This window comes from Sphingobium sp. RC1 (assembly GCF_059738765.1).
Genome location: NZ_AP027306.1, coordinates 2429972 through 2446985 on the forward strand (window position 1 = coordinate 2429972; position 17014 = coordinate 2446985).

The 17014-nt window shown below is 62.9% G+C and carries 19 protein-coding genes; 10 read left to right on the forward strand and 9 right to left on the reverse strand.

Translation table 11 applies throughout. The features are described from left to right. Nucleotides 1–70 precede the first annotated feature (70 nt). Together infC and AC6JBC_RS12115 are read left to right on the forward strand one after the other, a co-directional pair. Nucleotides 71–604 carry a translation initiation factor IF-3 gene (gene infC, locus AC6JBC_RS12110; RefSeq protein WP_449470959.1) on the forward strand — a complete coding sequence of 178 codons (534 nt, stop codon included), beginning with the start codon at nt 71–73 and terminating at the stop codon, nt 602–604. A gap of 207 nt (nt 605–811) precedes the next feature. Beyond that, nucleotides 812–1195, forward strand: coding sequence for a VOC family protein (locus AC6JBC_RS12115; protein ID WP_498026075.1), 384 nt, complete (start codon nt 812–814; stop codon nt 1193–1195). 55 nt (nt 1196–1250) lie between these two features. Here AC6JBC_RS12115 and AC6JBC_RS12120 read toward each other — a convergent pair whose 3' ends face one another. From AC6JBC_RS12120 to pabB, 6 genes are all read right to left on the reverse strand, one after another. After that, nucleotides 1251–2363 (reverse strand): zinc-binding dehydrogenase, encoded by a 1113-nt coding sequence (locus AC6JBC_RS12120; RefSeq protein WP_498024496.1) that lies wholly within the window; start codon nt 2361–2363, stop codon nt 1251–1253. A gap of 13 nt (nt 2364–2376) precedes the next feature. Continuing rightward, the gene (gene msrA / locus AC6JBC_RS12125) at nt 2377–3048 is read right to left on the reverse strand and encodes a peptide-methionine (S)-S-oxide reductase MsrA (protein WP_498024497.1); all 672 of its coding nucleotides are present in this window, start codon (nt 3046–3048) and stop codon (nt 2377–2379) included. Continuing rightward, on the reverse strand, nt 3035–3202 hold the full coding sequence (locus AC6JBC_RS12130) for a hypothetical protein (RefSeq protein ID WP_464771752.1): 168 nt from the start codon (nt 3200–3202) through the stop codon (nt 3035–3037). The genes msrA and AC6JBC_RS12130 overlap by 14 nt, the downstream gene beginning before the upstream one ends. A 286-nt stretch (nt 3203–3488) precedes the next feature. Then, a complete protein-coding gene (locus AC6JBC_RS12135; RefSeq protein WP_498024498.1) occupies nt 3489–4691 on the reverse strand; it encodes a pyridoxal phosphate-dependent aminotransferase in 1203 nt (400 codons plus the stop codon). A gap of 179 nt (nt 4692–4870) precedes the next feature. After that, a complete protein-coding gene (locus tag AC6JBC_RS12140; protein ID WP_498024499.1) occupies nt 4871–5494 on the reverse strand; it encodes an aminotransferase class IV in 624 nt (207 codons plus the stop codon). A 17-nt stretch (nt 5495–5511) separates the two neighbouring features. Next, nucleotides 5512–6693 (reverse strand): aminodeoxychorismate synthase component I, encoded by a 1182-nt coding sequence (gene pabB, locus AC6JBC_RS12145; RefSeq protein WP_498024500.1) that lies wholly within the window; start codon nt 6691–6693, stop codon nt 5512–5514. A gap of 94 nt (nt 6694–6787) precedes the next feature. Here pabB and AC6JBC_RS12150 point away from each other — a divergent pair, with 94 nt between their 5' ends. Next, the gene (locus AC6JBC_RS12150) at nt 6788–7174 is read left to right on the forward strand and encodes a DUF983 domain-containing protein (protein ID WP_498024502.1); all 387 of its coding nucleotides are present in this window, start codon (nt 6788–6790) and stop codon (nt 7172–7174) included. Nucleotides 7175–7374: 200 nt separating this feature from the next. On the opposite strand, the gene AC6JBC_RS12155 is transcribed toward AC6JBC_RS12150, so the two are convergent. After that, the gene (locus AC6JBC_RS12155) at nt 7375–7812 is read right to left on the reverse strand and encodes an acyl-CoA thioesterase (protein ID WP_498024503.1); all 438 of its coding nucleotides are present in this window, start codon (nt 7810–7812) and stop codon (nt 7375–7377) included. Between the two features lie 181 nt (nt 7813–7993). Here AC6JBC_RS12155 and AC6JBC_RS12160 point away from each other — a divergent pair, with 181 nt between their 5' ends. Beyond that, nucleotides 7994–9124: an AI-2E family transporter gene (locus tag AC6JBC_RS12160; protein WP_498024504.1), complete on the forward strand. Its 1131-nt coding sequence runs from the start codon at nt 7994–7996 to the stop codon at nt 9122–9124. 109 nt (nt 9125–9233) lie between these two features. Here AC6JBC_RS12160 and AC6JBC_RS12165 read toward each other — a convergent pair whose 3' ends face one another. Further along, nucleotides 9234–10649, reverse strand: coding sequence for an FkbM family methyltransferase (locus AC6JBC_RS12165; protein WP_498024505.1), 1416 nt, complete (start codon nt 10647–10649; stop codon nt 9234–9236). A 183-nt stretch (nt 10650–10832) separates the two neighbouring features. Then, the gene (locus AC6JBC_RS12170; protein ID WP_498024506.1) at nt 10833–11696 is read right to left on the reverse strand and encodes a sulfotransferase family protein; all 864 of its coding nucleotides are present in this window, start codon (nt 11694–11696) and stop codon (nt 10833–10835) included. A gap of 242 nt (nt 11697–11938) precedes the next feature. On the opposite strand from AC6JBC_RS12170, the gene AC6JBC_RS12175 reads away from it, so the two are divergent. The 6 genes from AC6JBC_RS12175 to AC6JBC_RS12200 are packed head-to-tail and all read left to right on the forward strand — an operon-like array spanning nt 11939 to nt 17006. Further along, entirely contained in the window at nt 11939–13123 is a 1185-nt protein-coding gene (locus AC6JBC_RS12175; RefSeq protein WP_498024507.1) for a glycosyltransferase family 4 protein, read from the forward strand. Continuing rightward, the gene (locus tag AC6JBC_RS12180) at nt 13123–13725 is read left to right on the forward strand and encodes a sugar transferase (RefSeq protein ID WP_464788004.1); all 603 of its coding nucleotides are present in this window, start codon (nt 13123–13125) and stop codon (nt 13723–13725) included. The genes AC6JBC_RS12175 and AC6JBC_RS12180 overlap by 1 nt, the downstream gene beginning before the upstream one ends. Next, a complete protein-coding gene (locus AC6JBC_RS12185) occupies nt 13697–14620 on the forward strand; it encodes a methionyl-tRNA formyltransferase (RefSeq protein WP_498024509.1) in 924 nt (307 codons plus the stop codon). Before AC6JBC_RS12180 ends, AC6JBC_RS12185 begins: the two co-directional genes overlap by 29 nt. Continuing rightward, complete coding sequence (locus tag AC6JBC_RS12190) at nt 14617–15300, forward strand: PIG-L deacetylase family protein (RefSeq protein ID WP_498024510.1); 684 nt, start codon at nt 14617–14619, stop codon at nt 15298–15300. Before AC6JBC_RS12185 ends, AC6JBC_RS12190 begins: the two co-directional genes overlap by 4 nt. Nucleotide 15301: 1 nt before the next feature. Next, nucleotides 15302–16342, forward strand: coding sequence for an ATP-grasp domain-containing protein (locus AC6JBC_RS12195; protein ID WP_498024511.1), 1041 nt, complete (start codon nt 15302–15304; stop codon nt 16340–16342). Beyond that, a complete protein-coding gene (locus tag AC6JBC_RS12200) occupies nt 16323–17006 on the forward strand; it encodes an HAD family hydrolase (RefSeq protein ID WP_498024512.1) in 684 nt (227 codons plus the stop codon). The genes AC6JBC_RS12195 and AC6JBC_RS12200 overlap by 20 nt, the downstream gene beginning before the upstream one ends. Nucleotides 17007–17014 lie beyond the last annotated feature (8 nt).

Sequence of the window (17014 nt, forward strand, 5' to 3'; positions counted from 1 at the left end):
TCGGCTTTGCGCTAAAGGCCGCCAGAGCCGTTTTGGAACAACCATAGGAGAAGCCGCTATACGTCCCCCAATGATGCGCCGCCCGATGGCGCCGCCGCCTAAGTCCGGTCCCCGTTACAATGAGTTCATCACCGTGCCCAAGGTGCGCGTGATCGACGACGAAGGCGAAAATCTGGGCGTGATGTTAACGCAGGAGGCCATGGAGCGCGCTTACGAACTGGGCCTGGACCTGGTCGAAGTGTCGCCGACCGCCGATCCGCCGGTCTGCAAGTTCCTCGACATCGGCAAGTTCAAATATGAGGCCCAGAAAAAGGCCAATATTGCCCGCAAGACCCAGAAGACGCAGGAACTCAAAGAGATCAAGATGCGTCCGAACATCGACGATCATGACTATGATACGAAGATGAAGAAGGTCCATGACTTCATCGGTGACGGCGACAAGGTGAAGATCACCCTGCGCTTTCGCGGTCGCGAATTGAGCCATCAGCAGCTCGGTATGCAGCTGCTCCAGCGCGTGGCGGAGAATGTCGGTGAGATCGCGAAGGTCGAAGCCTATCCGCGCATGGAAGGCCGCCAGATGCTGATGGTGCTGGCGCCGAAATAAGCTTCGCGGCTTTAGAGTGACGCTGTCGGGCGGGGTCTGGATGCAGGCTCCGCCCATTTGCTATGGTTCAGCGGAGATAGGCTGCGATCTCATCGCGTCTCCTCAATGCGCGTGGATATTTCCGGCTTCCATTATTCGAAGCCTTTCCTAAACTAGCCAGTGAGCGCGGTTGGTTGCCGACCGCTCGAAATGGCAGAGAGGATGCATATGTTCAGCCACATCATGGTTGGTGCCGACGACATTCAGAAATCCAAGCAATTTTATGACGCGACGCTGGGCGCTCTGGGCGTCTCGCCGGGTTTCATCGACGACAAGGGCCGTGTCTTCTACATGACGCCGACCGGCGCGTTTGCCATTTCCAAGCCGCTCAACGGTCAACCGGCCTGCGCGGCCAATGGCGGCACCATCGGCTTTTCGGTCTCTTCGCCCGAGCAGGCCGATGCATGGCATGCGGCGGGGATCGCGGCAGGCGGCACGACTTGCGAAGATCCGCCCGGTGTTCGTGATGGCGGCATGGGCAAATTGTACCTGGCCTATCTGCGCGACCCGGCAGGCAACAAGCTGTGCGTGCTGCACCAGATGGCGGCCTGACAGTTTCAGACTTCAGGAGCGCGGCAACGGCGCTCCTGAAGTTTCGCGCTCCAGATCAGTTCGGAACGATCAGGTATTTCTCGCCGGTGCGCCGGGCATTGTAGGTGAGCACGGCTTCACGGCTGAGCGCTTCGGACAGCGAGATATGGCCCTTATAGTGGCTGGCGAAGGTGGTCGTGATATTGTCCATCACGCGCCGCTTCATCCGTTCTATCGTTTCCGGTCCCGCCTTTTGCAGGAAGGGGAAGAGCAGCCAGCCGCCAACAGACCAGCCGAAACCGAAGCTGCGCGTCAGGATGGTGGGGGACAGGTCAAGCGCGCCGTAAATATAGGCTTGCTTGGGGCTGTCGGAGCCGTAGCGGCTGTAGGGCGCATCCCTGCTCGCAACCTGTTCCATCGCGTGCAGTATCTGGCTGACCAGATTGCCGCCGCCGATCGCGTCGAAGGCGATGGTCGCGCCGGTTGCTGCGATGGCGGCTTCAAGCTGAGCCGGGAAGTCCGCTTCTGAACTGTTGAGGACATGGTCCGCGCCGATGTCCTTCAGGATGGCCACCTGCGCGTCGTTGCGCACGATGTTCACCAGCGGAACGCCGTCTTCCTTAGCGATGCGCACCAGCATCTGGCCCAGGTTGGAGGCGGCGGCGGTGTGGACGATGGCCTTGTGCCCTTCCCGCTTCATGGTCTCCACAAAGCCGAGCGCCGTCATGGGGTTCACGAAGGCGGAAGCGCCCTGTTCCGCCGTCACCTCATCGGGCAGGACCATACAGGCGCGGGCGTTGACGATGCGATATTGCGCGAACATGCCACCACTGATCAGGGCGACGCGCTTGCCGAGCAGGGCCTGAGCTTCCGGGGATTCGCCAGCGGCGATGACGGTGCCAGCGCCTTCATTGCCGATCGTCATGGGCTGGCCCACTCGCCCCGCCAGCGCGCGACGGGCCGCGTCGGGCATAGGGACGACGATCCGGCCTTCGCTGTAATCAGCTTTTTCAACGTCGGCGGAGGCGAAAAGCAGGGCAAGGTCTGATGGGTTGATGGGTGCAGCTTCTACGCAGACCAGCACCTCGTCGGCCCGAGGCGGCGGTAGCGTCTCATCCGCCAGTTCCACGGTCAGCCGACCATCCTCGTCCAAGGTCGATAGAAGTTTCAATCCTTGGATCCGAGTCATGGCTATGTCCTTTTCAGGCTGAGGGGCGGACGCTGTAGAGGTTGGGGTACATCGCCTTGAACGCGGCGAGCTTGGGCATGTCCCAACGCTTGATATAGGGATGGCGTGGGTTCCGGGTCAGGAAATCCTGATGATAGGCATCCGCGGACTGGAAGCCGGTGAAACGCTCGACCTTCGTCACGATCGGGTCGCGCCAAAGTCCCGCCTTGTCCAGTTGCGCCAGATAAGCGCGAGCGGCCTTGTCCTGCCCCGGAGTGAAGGGAAAGAGCGCGCTGCGATATTGAGTGCCGCGATCGGGGCCTTGATAATTGAGTGTAGTGGGGTCCGCGATCACCGAGAAGAATACTCGCAGCAATGTGCCGTAGCTCACCTGTCGGGGATCGTAGGTGACGCGGACGGCTTCGGCGAAACCCGTGTCGCCCTGGCTGACGCGGTCATAGTCAATCTTGAGGTTGGCAGGGCCGCCAGAAAAACCGGAGGTGACGAGACGGACACCCTTGATGTGGGAAAAGACGCCCTCGACTCCCCAAAAGCAGCCGCCAGCAAAAACTGCGGTCTCCAGCTTTCGGGTTGCCGGGGCATCTATTGCGGGTGCCGGGGCCAATACGGGGCGCTCGGCGCGCAGGGGAGAGGCGACGGCGGCGGCCGCAGAGAGGGCAATGAGAAAGGCGTTAAAGGGCCGCATTTGAATTCGCCTCGGGAGCGCTGTCGGACGCGGCCATGGCCGGGGTCGTCAGGGCCGGAGGATCGGCGAGGTGGAGGGCGAAGACGCCAGCGGACCCGATCGCAAACCCGCCGAGAAAGCGCAGGAACAGGTCGGATTTCAGGAATGCCAGCATGGCCTTCTTCCTTTCTATCATTTCCCGGAAGGACGGGGATTAGCAGTGGGAGGGTTAGCCTTTGGTGAACGAGGCCGGGCAATCCAGTTTCAAGTTGAAACGGGATATAGGCGGCCTTGTTCTGGCTGCAAGACGGTGCGCCGGATCGGAGTCCGTTTTTTTTCGGAGAGGATGGAGGAAACGGCTTGTGTTGCGCCTTTTCCCCTCCACCAGCTTCGCTGTCGAAGAGAGTCACGTGCCTCTTTTCGACCCTCCCCATGCTCGGCATGGGGAGGATTAAGGGGACTTATTTGAGGGCGGCGCAGGCTTCCTGGATGCGCTTGCACGCCTTGGCCAGCACCTCTTCCGACGTCGCATAGCTGATGCGGAAGGCGGGCGAGAGGCCGAAGGCGGCGCCGTGGACGGCCGCGACGCGGGCTTCGTCGAGGAAGTAGCCGATCAGCGTTTCGTCGCTATCGATCAGTTGGCCCTTGGGCGTGGTCTTGCCGATCACGCCGCTGGCGTCGGGATAGACGTAGAAAGCGCCTTCAGGCGTCGGGCAGTCGAGGCCCGGCGCATCGTTCAGCATCGACACGACCATGTCGCGGCGGCGCTTGAAGGCGGCGTTGCGTTCTTCGAGGAAGTCCTGTTCGCCGGTCAGCGCGGCGACGGCGGCTGCCTGGCTGATCGAGCAAGGGTTCGACGTGGACTGCGACTGGAGCTTGCCCATCGCCTTGATGATCCATTCGGGGCCACCGGCAAAACCGATGCGCCAGCCGGTCATCGAAAAGGCCTTGGAGCAGCCGTTCACGGTCAGGGTGCGATCATAAAGATCCGGGCACACCTGCGCGATGGTGGCGAAGGGGGTCGGCGCGTACCAGACATGCTCATACATGTCGTCGGTCATGATGAGGACATGCGGGTGGCGGCGCAGCACTTCGCCCAGCGCCTTGAGTTCGCTGGCCGAATAAGCCGCACCCGAGGGGTTGGAGGGCGAATTGAGGATCAGCCACTTGGTGCGCGGCGTGATCGCGGCGTCCAGCTGCGCGGCGGTGATCTTGTAGCCCTGGCTCGCCGGGCCTTCTACGAAGACGGGGGTACCGCCCGCGAAGTTCACGATGTCGGGATAGCTGACCCAATAGGGCGCCGGAATGATGACTTCATCGCCCACATCGACGGTCGCGACCAGCGCGTTGAACAGGGTGTGCTTGCCGCCCGAATTCACGCTGATCTGGCTGCGCTTGTAGGTCAGGCCGTTGTCGCGGCTGAACTTGAAGGCGACCGCGTCCTTGAGTTCGGCGGTGCCGTCTACGTCGGTGTAGCGGGTCAGGTTCTTGCGGATGGCGGCAATGCCCGCTTCCTTGACGAAATCGGGCGTGTCGAAATCGGGTTCACCCGCCGAGAGGCCAATGACATCGACGCCTTCGGCTTTGAGGGCATTCACACGCGCGCTCATCGCCAGGGTGGCGGAGGGCTGGATGCGGCCGAGGGCAGCGGAAGTCTGGCTCATCGTGACACTCTTTCTGAAGGATCGCTTTGAGTCCGCCTGGGCGGACGGGGGCTCCTTAGTGCGCTATGACTTTGGGGGCAACCGGGAGTTGCCCAACCTTCGTCATTCCAGCGGAAGCTGGAATCTGCGGGAGGGTCGCGTGTCCGGCCGGAGATCCCAGCGTTCGCTGGGATGACGGATTATTTTACCAGTGACGCCGCTACCATTCCGCGTGCGGCGTTGCCGATGAAGAAGCCCTTTTGCAGGTCGCGGGGTTTGAGGTCGTCTTCGACCGCTTCGCCCATTTCGATGAGGCTGCGGCGGAGGACGCCGGGGAGGATTCCGCGTGAGAGGGGCGGTGTTACCAGCTTGTCGCCGCGTTCGACGAAGATGGAGGAGAAGCAGCCTTCGGTGAGATAGCCTTCGCGGTCGGTCATCAGCACTTCATAGGTGCCGCCGCGTTTCAGGGCATCGCGATAGACGGCGCGGTCGGTGGTCTTGTGCGCGAGACAGAGGTCATCGCCGGGCGCCGCCCGTGGCACGACCGCCACCTGCATGATGGCCTGCGGCCATGTGCGATGTTCCCGCACCTCAATGGCGATCGATCCCCGGCGGGACACGAGAAGGCGCAGGCGGCTGCGTTCACGCAGGCGGAAGGTTGCGGCCTGGAGTTCGTTGCGGACATCGTGGCGGTCGAAGATGAAGTCGAGTGCCGCAGCGCTCTCCTTCAGCCGTTCCAGATGCAGTTCCAGCAGTCTGATGCCTTCGACCGGATCGAAAGCCATGGTTTCGAGCAGATCGAACCGTCCGTCAGCCAATGACATCGAAACTAATCAGCCCCCTACTGCCTTGCGGTCGTGAGGAAGCGCCCCTTGGCAAGGCATTCCGCCCACTCGGATGCCGCATCCGAGTCCGCGACGATGCCGGAGCCCAATCCCAGGCGCCCCTCCCTGCTGCCTTCTTCAACCCAAATCGTGCGAATGGCAACATTGAAGGCAGCGTCTCCGTTCGGATCGATCCAGCCCATGGTGCCAGTATAGACATCGCGCGGATGGGCCTCCACCGTGTCGATAATCTCCATGGCGCGCACCTTTGGCGCGCCGGTGATCGATCCGCAGGGAAAGAGGATGCGCAGGATATCGACGGACGACAGACCGGGCAGCATCCGCGCGCGGATGGTCGAGACCATCTGATGCACCGTCGGATAGGTTTCCACATGGAAGAGGTCGGGGACGATCACCGTGCCAGCGCGCGAAACGCGGGATAGATCGTTGCGCAGCAGGTCGACGATCATCAGATTTTCGGCGCGCTGCTTGATGTCCTCCTCCAGTTCCCGCGCCAGGGCAGCGTCGCGAGCCGGGTCGGACGAGCGGCGCGCGGTGCCCTTCATCGGCCGGGCGGTCAGTTGCCCACGCACATTGGTGAAGAAGAGTTCGGGCGAGAAGGAGAGGATATTGTGCGCGCCAGTGCGGATGATGCCGCCATAGCCAGCGCGCTGCCGGGGACGGATGGCAGCATAAAGCGCCATCAGGTCGCCATCGAAGCGCGCCGTGCAGGGGAAGGTCAGATTGGCCTGATAGATGTCGCCCGCCCGAATATATTCCTGCACCCGCGCGAAGGCGGCGCGATAGGCTTGCTCGTCCATCAGCGGCTGCGGCGGTTCGATGCTGGCGGTGGCGGGATCGGGCAGCAGATCCGGCAGCAGTGCGGGATCGATCAGCCGATGTCCTTCGAACAGGCCGAACCAGAGCAGCGGCATGGCGGGCGTGCGATCACCCTGGCCCAAGGCGATCGGCTGGAGCCGGTCCTCCAGCATCAGCCCGGCCTCGTAACTCATATAGCCCGCAGCGTGCAGGCCCATCTCGCCCGCTTCGGCAAGGCGGTCGAGGGCGGGCTGCACCTCCTCCAGGCAGTCGGCGGTGATGACATCCACCGGGTCGCGGTAGAGGCGCGCTGGCGCGGCATTGCGCTCTCGCGCATCGTCGAACAGGACAAAGGCTTCGGAAGGACCCGGCAGTCGCATGGTGGCCGTCTTAACAGCCTTTTAGCCGGGCGAAAGGGAGGCAGCGGCTTAAACCGTTATTGCATGGCCCGCCGCGCGGCCATAGAGACGGCGCATGAGCGATCATCCCGCCGCAGATGCCGCAGCGCGGCCGCTTTTCCCGGCGCTGACGCTTGCGCTGCGGGGCCGTTGCCCAGCCTGCGGTGAAGGGGCGATGTTTGCGCGCCTTCTGAAGCCGAGCCCGGCCTGCAATGCGTGCGGGCAGCCATGGGACGTGTCGCGGGCGGACGATTTCCCCTCCTATATCGTCATCCTGCTGCTGGGGCATATATTGGTACCTTTGATGATCGAGGTGAACCATGCGTTTGCCATTCCACTAGGGGTGCAGGCAGCGCTTTGGCCCGGACTAGCCGTGGTGCTGGCGGCGGTTATGATCCAGCCGGTGAAGGGTGCGGTGATCGCCTTTCAGTGGGCGCGGCGGATGGATGGGTTTGCGGGCTGATCTAGCTCCACCCGTTCATCACTCCCCCTTCCCTTCTCTTCAAGAAAGGAAAGCCCTTCGACAAGCTCAGGGCGAACGGAGGTGAGGGTCGTGGTTGCGCCCAAACGGGGGTGAGGGACGGTGGTCCGGGGAGACGGCGCGGTCCAGCCTCACGAGACCCCAGCTTTCGCTGGGGTGACGCGTAATCAAGGCGCGTGCGGTCAGCCTGGCTGGCGGAGGAAATTGCGTTCCATGGCTTCGCGCAGACTGGCGTCGATGCTGCGGCGGCCTTCCGATCCGTGGGTGACGACAGTGGTGTCGCAGGTGGCGACGCAGACGCCCTTCTGAAATGCGGCGGAGCTGACGGTCCAGCTGGTACGGCCGATATGGCCGATGCCGCAATGCACTTCGAACGGATAGGGGAAGTGCGATTCCTCGACGAAATTCAGCGACACGGCGGCGACGAGCCAGCGCACGCCCTGTTCCTGCGGGTGGCGGCCGAGATGATGGTGGAAACGGATGCGGGCGGTTTCGAAGATGCCCGATATCGCCACATTGTTGATGTGGCCCATCGTATCGATATCCTGGAAGCGCGTGTCGATGCTGGTGATGAAGCTGTAGGCTTCGGGGCTCAAGCGCCAGGATTCGGGTTTTGCCATGTCCTGCTTTCCGATCGTTATTCCTTGAAGCTCTTACGCTTCGCCGACGCGGATTCAATCGTTCAGGGAAAATTGACGCAACTGCGACCTTTTTGACACAGCGGATGTTGGTCGCGGTGCAAAAGCGCCCCCATCGCGCTGGAGATGGACTTTTGCCCCTCATTTCTGCCAAAGCGCGAACATGACCGACAAGCCACAGAATGTCCGCATCGAAGATGGTGTCTTCCTGGGCTTCGTTCTGCTGGTGTCGGTGGCCTTTGCGCTGGTGATCGAGCCGTTTTTCGCGGCGATCCTGTGGGGCGTGATCGCCGCTATATTGTTCGGCCCCATCAACCAGAACCTGTTGCGGCAGATGCCGGGCCGCCCCAATAGCGCAGCGGGGCTGACGCTGTTGCTGATCGTGGCGGTCGTCATCCTGCCTGCGATCGTGCTGGCTGTTTCGCTGGTGCAGGAAGCGGGGCTTTTCTACGCCAAGATACAGTCGGGGCAGATCAATATCCCCGCCATGTTCGACGCATTTCAGGCAAGCCTGCCGGATTGGGCTTCGAACCTGCTGGCGCGCGTGGGCATCACCAATTTCGCGGCGGTGCGCGACATGTTGGGACAGAGCATCGCCAACAGCTTCCGATCCGTCGCGGCGCAGGTCTTCCAGATCGGGCAGAGCGCATTCAGCTTTTTCGTGGCGTTGAGCGTCACGCTTTACCTCACCTTCTTCCTGCTGCGCGACGGGCCGGCGCTGGCGACGCGGCTGGATCGCGCGGCGCCGCTGCGCATGACGCACAGGCGCGCGCTGATGCAACAGTTCGTCGTCGTCACCCGCGCCACGATCAAGGGCAGCGTCGTCGTCGCCATCGTGCAGGGGATGATCGGCGGCATCGTATTCTGGATGCTGGGGATACAGGGGCCGCTGCTGTGGGGCGTGCTGATGGGGTGCTTTTCGCTGATCCCGGCGGTGGGTACGGGATTGGTGTGGGTGCCGGTGGCGATTTACCTGCTGGCGACGGGCGCGGTGGTCAAGGGGATCATCCTGGTCGTTTGCGGCCTGTTCATCATCGGTCTGATCGACAATCTGCTGCGGCCGATGCTGGTTGGGCGGGATACGCGCATTCCCGATTATGTGGTGTTGATCACGACGCTCGGCGGCATCGACATGTTCGGCTTCAACGGTATCGTCATCGGGCCGGTGATCGCCGCGCTGTTCATCGCGACATGGAACATCGTGACGCGGATGCGGACGGGTAATGGGCTGGAAGGGCCGCTGACGCAGGAAGACACGCCGTCCGCCGAGGCGGATCGCCGAGCGTTGGACTAACCGCCGCTAGAGCATCGTGCGCAAAAGTGGGAAACGGTTTTGCGTCTTAAAACGATGTGAAAACAAAAACTGGAGCGCGCGCCTGCGTCCAATTAAACGCAGCATGCTCTTAGGATGAGACGTTGTCGGCGATATCCTCTGCAAGGCGGTCGAGTTCGGCTGGCTGCTTCTTCTTGCTGATCAGGGCGTAGGCCAGTTCACCCTCCTGCCAATAGGCGACGGTCTTGCCATCGCGGGTGAGCACCGCCGGTTTGGCGGGCGCTACGCCATCGTCACGGACGGCGAACAGGGATACCGGGCGGCTGACGTCGTTGGTGATGGTCATTTGCAAGCTAGGGCCGCTGTCGGAAGGGAACAGCTGTACATCGGTGATGCGCCAACCCTGCGGCAGGATGGGAAGCGCGATGCGGGCGAAGGAGCCGACTTCGCCGACATTGAACACCGTGGGCGGCGAACGGCGCAGGACGGCCCGCATTTCCGCGACTTTGTGCGACTGCAAGGCTTCCTTGATGAAATATTCCTCCGCCCGGCCGCGATCGACCGACACGCCCTTGCCCATCGCGAACCAGCCGCCCGCCAAAACCAGCAGGGCCGCAGCGACGCGCGCGAGGCGGGATGTTCGTCGAGCGCGCGGGAGCGAGACGGGGGCGGCATGAGAAGGCCGCTGACGAAACGGCGTGACGTTAGCACAAGCCGTGACTGGGACTGCGGAGTCAGTCCGGCGGTGGAAAACCGCGTCGAAATGATCGCCTGCTCCATCAGGATCGACGCGGGTAAAGCCATGGCGCTCTAGCAGGGTGAAGACTTCGCCTGCATCAGCGCCATAGCGGTGAAGGTTCCGGTGATCGATTTCGACGACCGCTGCCCGCGTTTGCGGGAGGGCAAGGATCGGCGCCAGCCCCTGAAGGACGGCATATTCAAATCCCTCCACATCGATCTTCACCGTGATGGATCGCTCGCCGATGAGCTTGAGGAGACCGGGAAAGTCGCCGATCGACAATGTCATGACCCGTTCCCCCTCCTCCACAGGTTCGCTGGCGATGGAGAAGCGCCCGGAATGCCCTGTCGCGCGATTGTCGAGCAGGTCGGGGCGGGTCAGGGCTGCAAGGGCCAGGTTGAAGGGCAGGACATTGCCAAACGCGTTCAGGCCGATGTTCCGGACCAGCTTTGCAAAGGTGGAAAAGCAAGGTTCAAAGGCGACCACCAGCCCGTCCGGCCCCACGCGTTCTGCCGCAAGCAGGGTGAAGATGCCGCAATTGGCGCCGACATCGATGAAGCAGTCGCCAGGACGGAGGCATTCCACCTCATCGGAGACTCGCGCGCCATATTCCCCGGTCAGCCCAAGCAGATGAGTCCGGTCGCGCACATCGAAGGCGAGTCGGACATTGCCATAGCTTGACCGAATGGGTGTGCCATCCAGCACCCCGGCGAAAGGCGACAACAGCCGCCACTTCCCGCGAAAGCGAGGCAATCGATGGACATAGAGGTTCAACAGCCAAGGTCGAACCACCCTGAAACCCGGCATCAGCGCACCTCGCTTCCCTTATGGCCGGCAATTTACGTCATGCATGATCGTCAGTGGCCGACTTTTCCGGAGTACCCCCGCAGTTGCCCGCCCCACCAGTTAGCGGACATGCATGCGGGTCGGGCTGACGCTCCCTATGGCGTCAGATAAGCAGTGGCCATTACTGGAGAATGACGGCGCGCATCACTTCGCCGCCACGGCGTGAGCGTCCCTTAACGCGAGATCGCCAGTGATCCAGTGGCGCAAATCCATCTGGAGAATGTCTTGCAGGATCAACAGATCCTCGCAGTAAAAATCGCGCAGCATCTGCTGTAATTCATCCGTGAGGGGCGGGTAGCGGATCGGCGCCGCCAGCGACGCGCGCAGCTTCGCCAGATGAGGATTGGAGCGGAGCGGGTCGAGCACCGGGCGCATCGGTTGCAGCATACGGCGCAGCGGCAGGGGCAACATCGGGCTGGCGCTGTCATTTTTCCGGCTGGCCACCTCTTCGGGCGCGATATGCACCGGCACACCGATATGAGTGCAGACGTCCGCGATGACCTGTTCGGGCTGCTCCCGAAGCGACTCGTACAAGATCACGTGGATCTGATCGCGCGGATAATGGCGGAGGAAGCGGCGCAGATGGGCGCCGTAAAGCCCACCCGACAGGAATCGCGACTGTTCAGGCTGCGCGCTTTCCAGATATTTGCGGGGATCGCCGCCGACCTGTCCGCGTCGGAAGAGCATGCAATAATCGGAATAGGCGCGCTGAACCGGGTCGCGCAGCTGAACGATGAGCCGGGCGCCCGGAAGCATGGCCGCCATGCGCTCCGCGGCTTGCGGATGCGCCAGATAGTCCGCCGACTTCTCCCCAATGATACGGCCGGGCGGCGCAGGATCGAAGAGGGAGGCATACCAGTCTGGGCCGCGATCATATTCCGAACTGAAATAATGCGGTTCGGCGTCGGGGAGCCACAGCCCGGGATGATTGCGGAGTTGATGAGCGATCCAGGTGGTCGCGCCTTTCATGGCGCCGATAACGACGAAGCTTGGCTGGCGATCAATCATGTTCCTCAAATAGGGCGAATGGGGACGCAGGGCAGTTGGGCATAGGTACGATCCGAAGATGGGTAGCGGTCTTATCCCTTTGAGCAGAAATCAAATCCCCATCCCCATTCGTCATCCGAAAGGATGGGCAGCTGGCCTCAAGTATAGGTGCGGAATGGTGCGGCGTTTTCCGGACGCTTTGTCCTATGGTTGCGCTTGCCGCCCCCTGTAGCGCGGCGATCCGGGAACAGTCACGGGACCGCATGAAGATCATCGTCATCGCCAGCCTCGCCTATTCGGTGATCAATTTTCGCGGGCGGCTGATCGCCGCAATGATCGGCAACGGGCATGAGGTCATTGTCTGCGCGCCCGGCCGCGATCCCGAAATTGAGGCGAAGCTGGCGGCGATGGGCGCGACCTATCTGCCCATGCCCATGGCGCGGGCAGGGATGAACCCCTTTGCTGATATGGGCACGCTGAGCTGGCTGATCGGTTGTTTCCGGAAACATCGGCCGGACGCGGTAATGGCCTATACGCAGAAGCCGATCATCTATGGCGGCATCGCCAGCCGGTTTTTCCCGTCCATCCGCTTCTACGCAATGGTGAGCGGGCTTGGTCATGTGTTCAGCGACGGTGAATCGCGCCTGCTGCCTTATGTACGGGCGATCGTGTCCATTCTGTACCGGCAGGCACTGCGTAGCGCTAAAGCAGTGTTCGTCTTCAATAGCGACGACCGTGGCGAGATGCTGCGCCACCATATTCTGCGCCCCGACAGCCGGGTTATTCAGGTGCCGGGGTCGGGCGTGGACCTTTCCCATTATGCGCAGGCGGCTTTGCCGGAAGGACCGCCCGTCTTCCTGATGATTGCGCGGCTGCTGCGCAACAAGGGCCTGATCGAATATGTCGAGGCGGCCCGGATCGTGCGGGCGCGCTTTCCCGATGTGCGCCTGCAACTGCTCGGGCCGCTCGATGAAAATCCGGCCGCCGTTTCGCGCGAGATGATCGCCCAGTGGCAGGATGAGGGCATTATCGAATATCTGGGCGAGACGCGCGACGTGCGCCCCTATCTGGGGCAGGCCAGTATCTTCGTGCTGCCAAGCTGGTATCGGGAGGGCCTGCCGCGCACGATATTGGAAGCAATGGCGGTGGGCCGGGGCGTGATCACGACCGACATGCCGGGTTGCCGCGAGCCGATCAGGCAGGGGGTGAACGGTTTCATCGTAGGGCCGCGCGATGCCAACGCGCTGGCCGACGCGATGGTGAGGATATGCGAGCAGCCGGGCCTGCCCGCGCAATTGGGCCTGGCGGCGCGCAAGACGGTTGAAGACCATTATTCGGTCGAGATGGTGAACGCGCTGCTGCTTTCGACCATGGAGATGAACGGCCCCGTGGCCGGGCGGTCCGAGCGGAAGAGGGTCAACGCGCCGATCCTTGCCGGAGAATCCTGATGGGCGTGAGGCGACTGATCGACATGCTGTTCGCGGCCACCGCCCTGCCGCTGGCGCTGCCGGTCATGGCGGTCATAGCTGGAACCATAAGGCTGACCGATGGCGCGCCGGTGCTGTACAGGCAGGTCCGCGTGACGAAGGGCGGGCGGCGCTTTCCCGTCATCAAGTTCCGGACGATGACCGACGCCCACGACCGGGATGGTCGGTTGCTGCCCGATGCGATGCGGACGACCCGGATCGGTGGGTTCCTGCGGCGTTCGCGGTTGGACGAACTGCCGCAGCTGTGGAACATCCTTACCGGGACCATGAGCCTGATCGGCCCCCGCCCCCTGCTGCCCGCGACCATAGAGGAAGCCGGAGAGCGGGGACGGCAGCGGTGCGCGGTCAGGCCCGGCCTTACCGGATGGGCGCAGGTCAACGGCAACACGCTACTGGGTGAGCGGGACAAGATCGCGCTCGACCTCTGGTACATTGCGAACCGCTCCTTGTGGCTCGACCTCACTATCCTTGCCCGGACGATCAGCGTGGCGGTGCGCGGCGAACGGTCCAACCAGTCATCGATCAGGAGGGCGCATGAAGGCCATAGTCGTTGGCGCGGTTGAAAGCACACGGGTCGCGGTGACGGCCCTTGGCGCATCCCGCCAGTGGGATCTGGCGGCAGTCTTCACCCTGCCGTCCGATCTTGCCCATCGCCATTCCGATTTCGTCGATCTTTCGGGCGATGCTGAAAAAGCGGGGGCACGGATGGTGCGAACCGCCAATATCAATTCCGATGCGGCGTTGCAGGCGCTCCGCGATCTGGCGCCCGATTATATCTTCGTCATCGGCTGGTCTCAGATTTGCGGAGAAGCATTCCGCGCCATCGCAAGGCGGGGCGTCGTGGGCTATCATCCCGCGCCCCTGCCTCGCCTGCGGGGCCGCGCCGTCATTCCATGGACCATCCTGTTGGATGAACCCATTTCCGCTTCCTCTCTCTTCCTGATCGATGCGGGGGTGGATAGCGGGCCGCTGCTTGGCCAGCGCTATTTCCATTTAACGCCGGATGAGACGGCGGCGACGCTCTACGCCAAGCACATGGCCGCGCTGGAAGCGATGCTGCCGGACGTGCTGGAGGATATTGCGGGCGGATCGCCGACGCTCACCATACAGGATGAGCGGTGCGCCACCTATGCCGCGCGCAGGCGACCGGAAGATGCGCTGATCGACTGGTCAGCGCCGGGATCGGCAATCTGGCGCTGCGTCAGGGCCTGCGGTCACCCCTATCCGGGCGCCTGGACGAGCTATGCGGGCGAGAAGATCGTCATCGAAGAGGCAGCCTTGGTGCCGCTGCGTCATCATGCCGCTGCGATGCCGGGGCAGATTGTCGAGCGTATGGCGGAAGGCTTCGTCGTGCGCTGCGGCGACGATCAGGGATTGCATGTGTTGCGGTGGCAGACGGCGCGGGAAGCGCCCTTGCCCAACCACGCCATATTGGGGCGGACCAAGGCAGCGGCATGACCATGATCGATAGCATAGAGCGCGCGCTGGTGATCGCGCCCCATCCCGACGACGAAGTGCTGGGCTGCGGGGGAACGATCGCGCGCCTTGCCGCTATGGGTTGCCATGTCGAGGTCGTCATCGCGACGCAGGGGAAGCCGCCGCGCTTCACTGCGGCGCAGGTGGAACGGGTGCAGGCCGAAGCGCGCCAGGCTCATAAGGTGCTGGGCGTTGGGCGGACCCATTTCCTGGAATTTGAGGCAGCGGCGCTGGATTGCCTGCCGCGCGCGGAGTTGAATGAGGGCATCGCCGCCGTGGTCGCCGAGAGCCGTCCCGACACATTGTTCCTGCCCTTCCCCGGCGACCTGCATTTCGACCATGGCCTGATATTCGAAGCCGCGATGGTGGCGGCGCGGCCGGTTGGGGCGCATTACCCAAGACGCGTCCTCGCCTATGAGACAGTATCGGAAACCAATTGGGCGGCGCCTTTCCTGACGCCTCCGTTTCAGCCGCACGTCTTCATCGACATCAGCGAGCATCTGGATCGGAAGATCGAGGCCTTTGGCTGTTTTGAATCGCAGGTTCGTCCTTTTCCCAATGAACGATCCTTTGAAACCCTGCGCGCGCTGGCGCAGGTGCGGGGCAGTTGCGTCAGCCGGAGCGCGGCGGAAGCCTTTGTGCTGATAAGAGAGGTAGCCTGACATGGACGCACCCGCGACCCGGACTGGAGGAGCATCGGCAACCTTGGGCACGGATTGGGAAGGACCCGACCGCAGCGGCCGGGCGCTGCGCATGATGCTGAGTTCCGCCGGGCGGCGGGTCGGCCTGATGCGGAGCTTTCGCGACGCGGCGGGGGCACTGGGCGTCGATCTTGCCATGTTCGCATGCGACCTGAAACCGGACTGGAGCCCGGCCTGTATCGAAGCGGACGGCAGCTTTGCCGCGCCGCCTGCGGAGAGCGACACGTTCATTCCGGCGATGCTGGATATTTGCAGGCGCGAGCAGATCGAACTGATCGTGCCGACGATCGATACCGAACTTATCGCCTATGCCAATGCGCGCGAGCAGTTCGCCGCGATCAATTGCCATGTCGCGGTTTCTGACGCGCCGCTGGTGGAAATGGCGCGGGACAAGCTGGCCACGGCGCGGTTCCTGACGGGTGCGGGCTTGCCCTCTCCCGCCACCATAGCGGTGGAAGACTATCTGGAGGGATCGGCCGATCTGCCGCTGCCACTGCTGGCCAAGCCGCGGCATGGCAGCTCCAGCCGGGGCATCGGCATGGTCTATGATCGCGAGGAGGTGGCGGCGCTCGACAAGAGTGAGCCTTATGTTCTCCAGCAGTTTCTTGCGGGGCGTGAATTTACGATCAGCCTCTATTTCGATGACGAAGGACAGCTGCAATGCGCGGTTCCCCATGAGCGGCTGCGGGTGCGGTCGGGGGAGGTTGAGAAGGGCATCACGGTGCGGGATGCCGTCATGCAGGACCTGGCCTGGCGATTGGGTTCCGCCCTTCAGGGCGCGCGCGGGGCGATGTGCTTCCAGCTTCGGGTGGATGCAGACGGGAACGCTTCCATTTTCGAGATCAACGCCCGTTTCGGCGGGGGCTATCCATTGGCGCATCGGGCGGGCGCGCGGTTTGCGCAGTGGATGCTGGAAGAACGGCTGGGACTGCCGCGTACAGCGCATGATGGCTGGCAGGACAATGTCCTGATGCTGCGTTTCGATGATGCCATTTTCATCTGAAAGCACCCGATTCGAGCGCGTCATCGTGTTCGATCTGGACGACACGCTCTATCTGGAGCGCGACTATGTGCGGAGCGGGCTGAGGGCTGTAGGGCGATGGGCGAGCACCGCGCTGGGCATGGATGGTCTGGGCGAGGTAATGCGCGCGCGGTTCGAAGCGGGGGCGCGCAGCCACATATTCGACGACAGCTTGCAGGAGATGGGGCTTACGCCGTCATCCTCTCTGATCGGGCGGATGCTGGCTACTTACCGGCAGCACCGACCCGACATCTGCCTTGCGCCCGACGCGGAACGGTTCCTCGCGGGACATGATGGCAGTACGGGCTTTGCGGTAATCACCGACGGCTTTCTTGATGCGCAGAGGCGCAAGATCAGGGCGCTGGGCCTATATGCGCGCGGCATTCACCTTGGTATCTGCACCGACAAATGGGGACGGGAGTGCTGGAAGCCAAACCCGCGCGCGTTCGAGCATGTCGAGCAGATTTTCGGTCGGTCGGGCGGATCGCTGACCTATATCGCGGACAACCCTTCCAAGGATTTCACGGCCCCCCGATCACGCGGGTGGCGGACGGTGCAGATTGCCCGGCCCGACCGTATCCACAAGTTCGGCGTGAATGAGGGCGTGAAGGCCGACCGGATCATCGAGACGCTGGAAGAGTTCTGACGATCGCC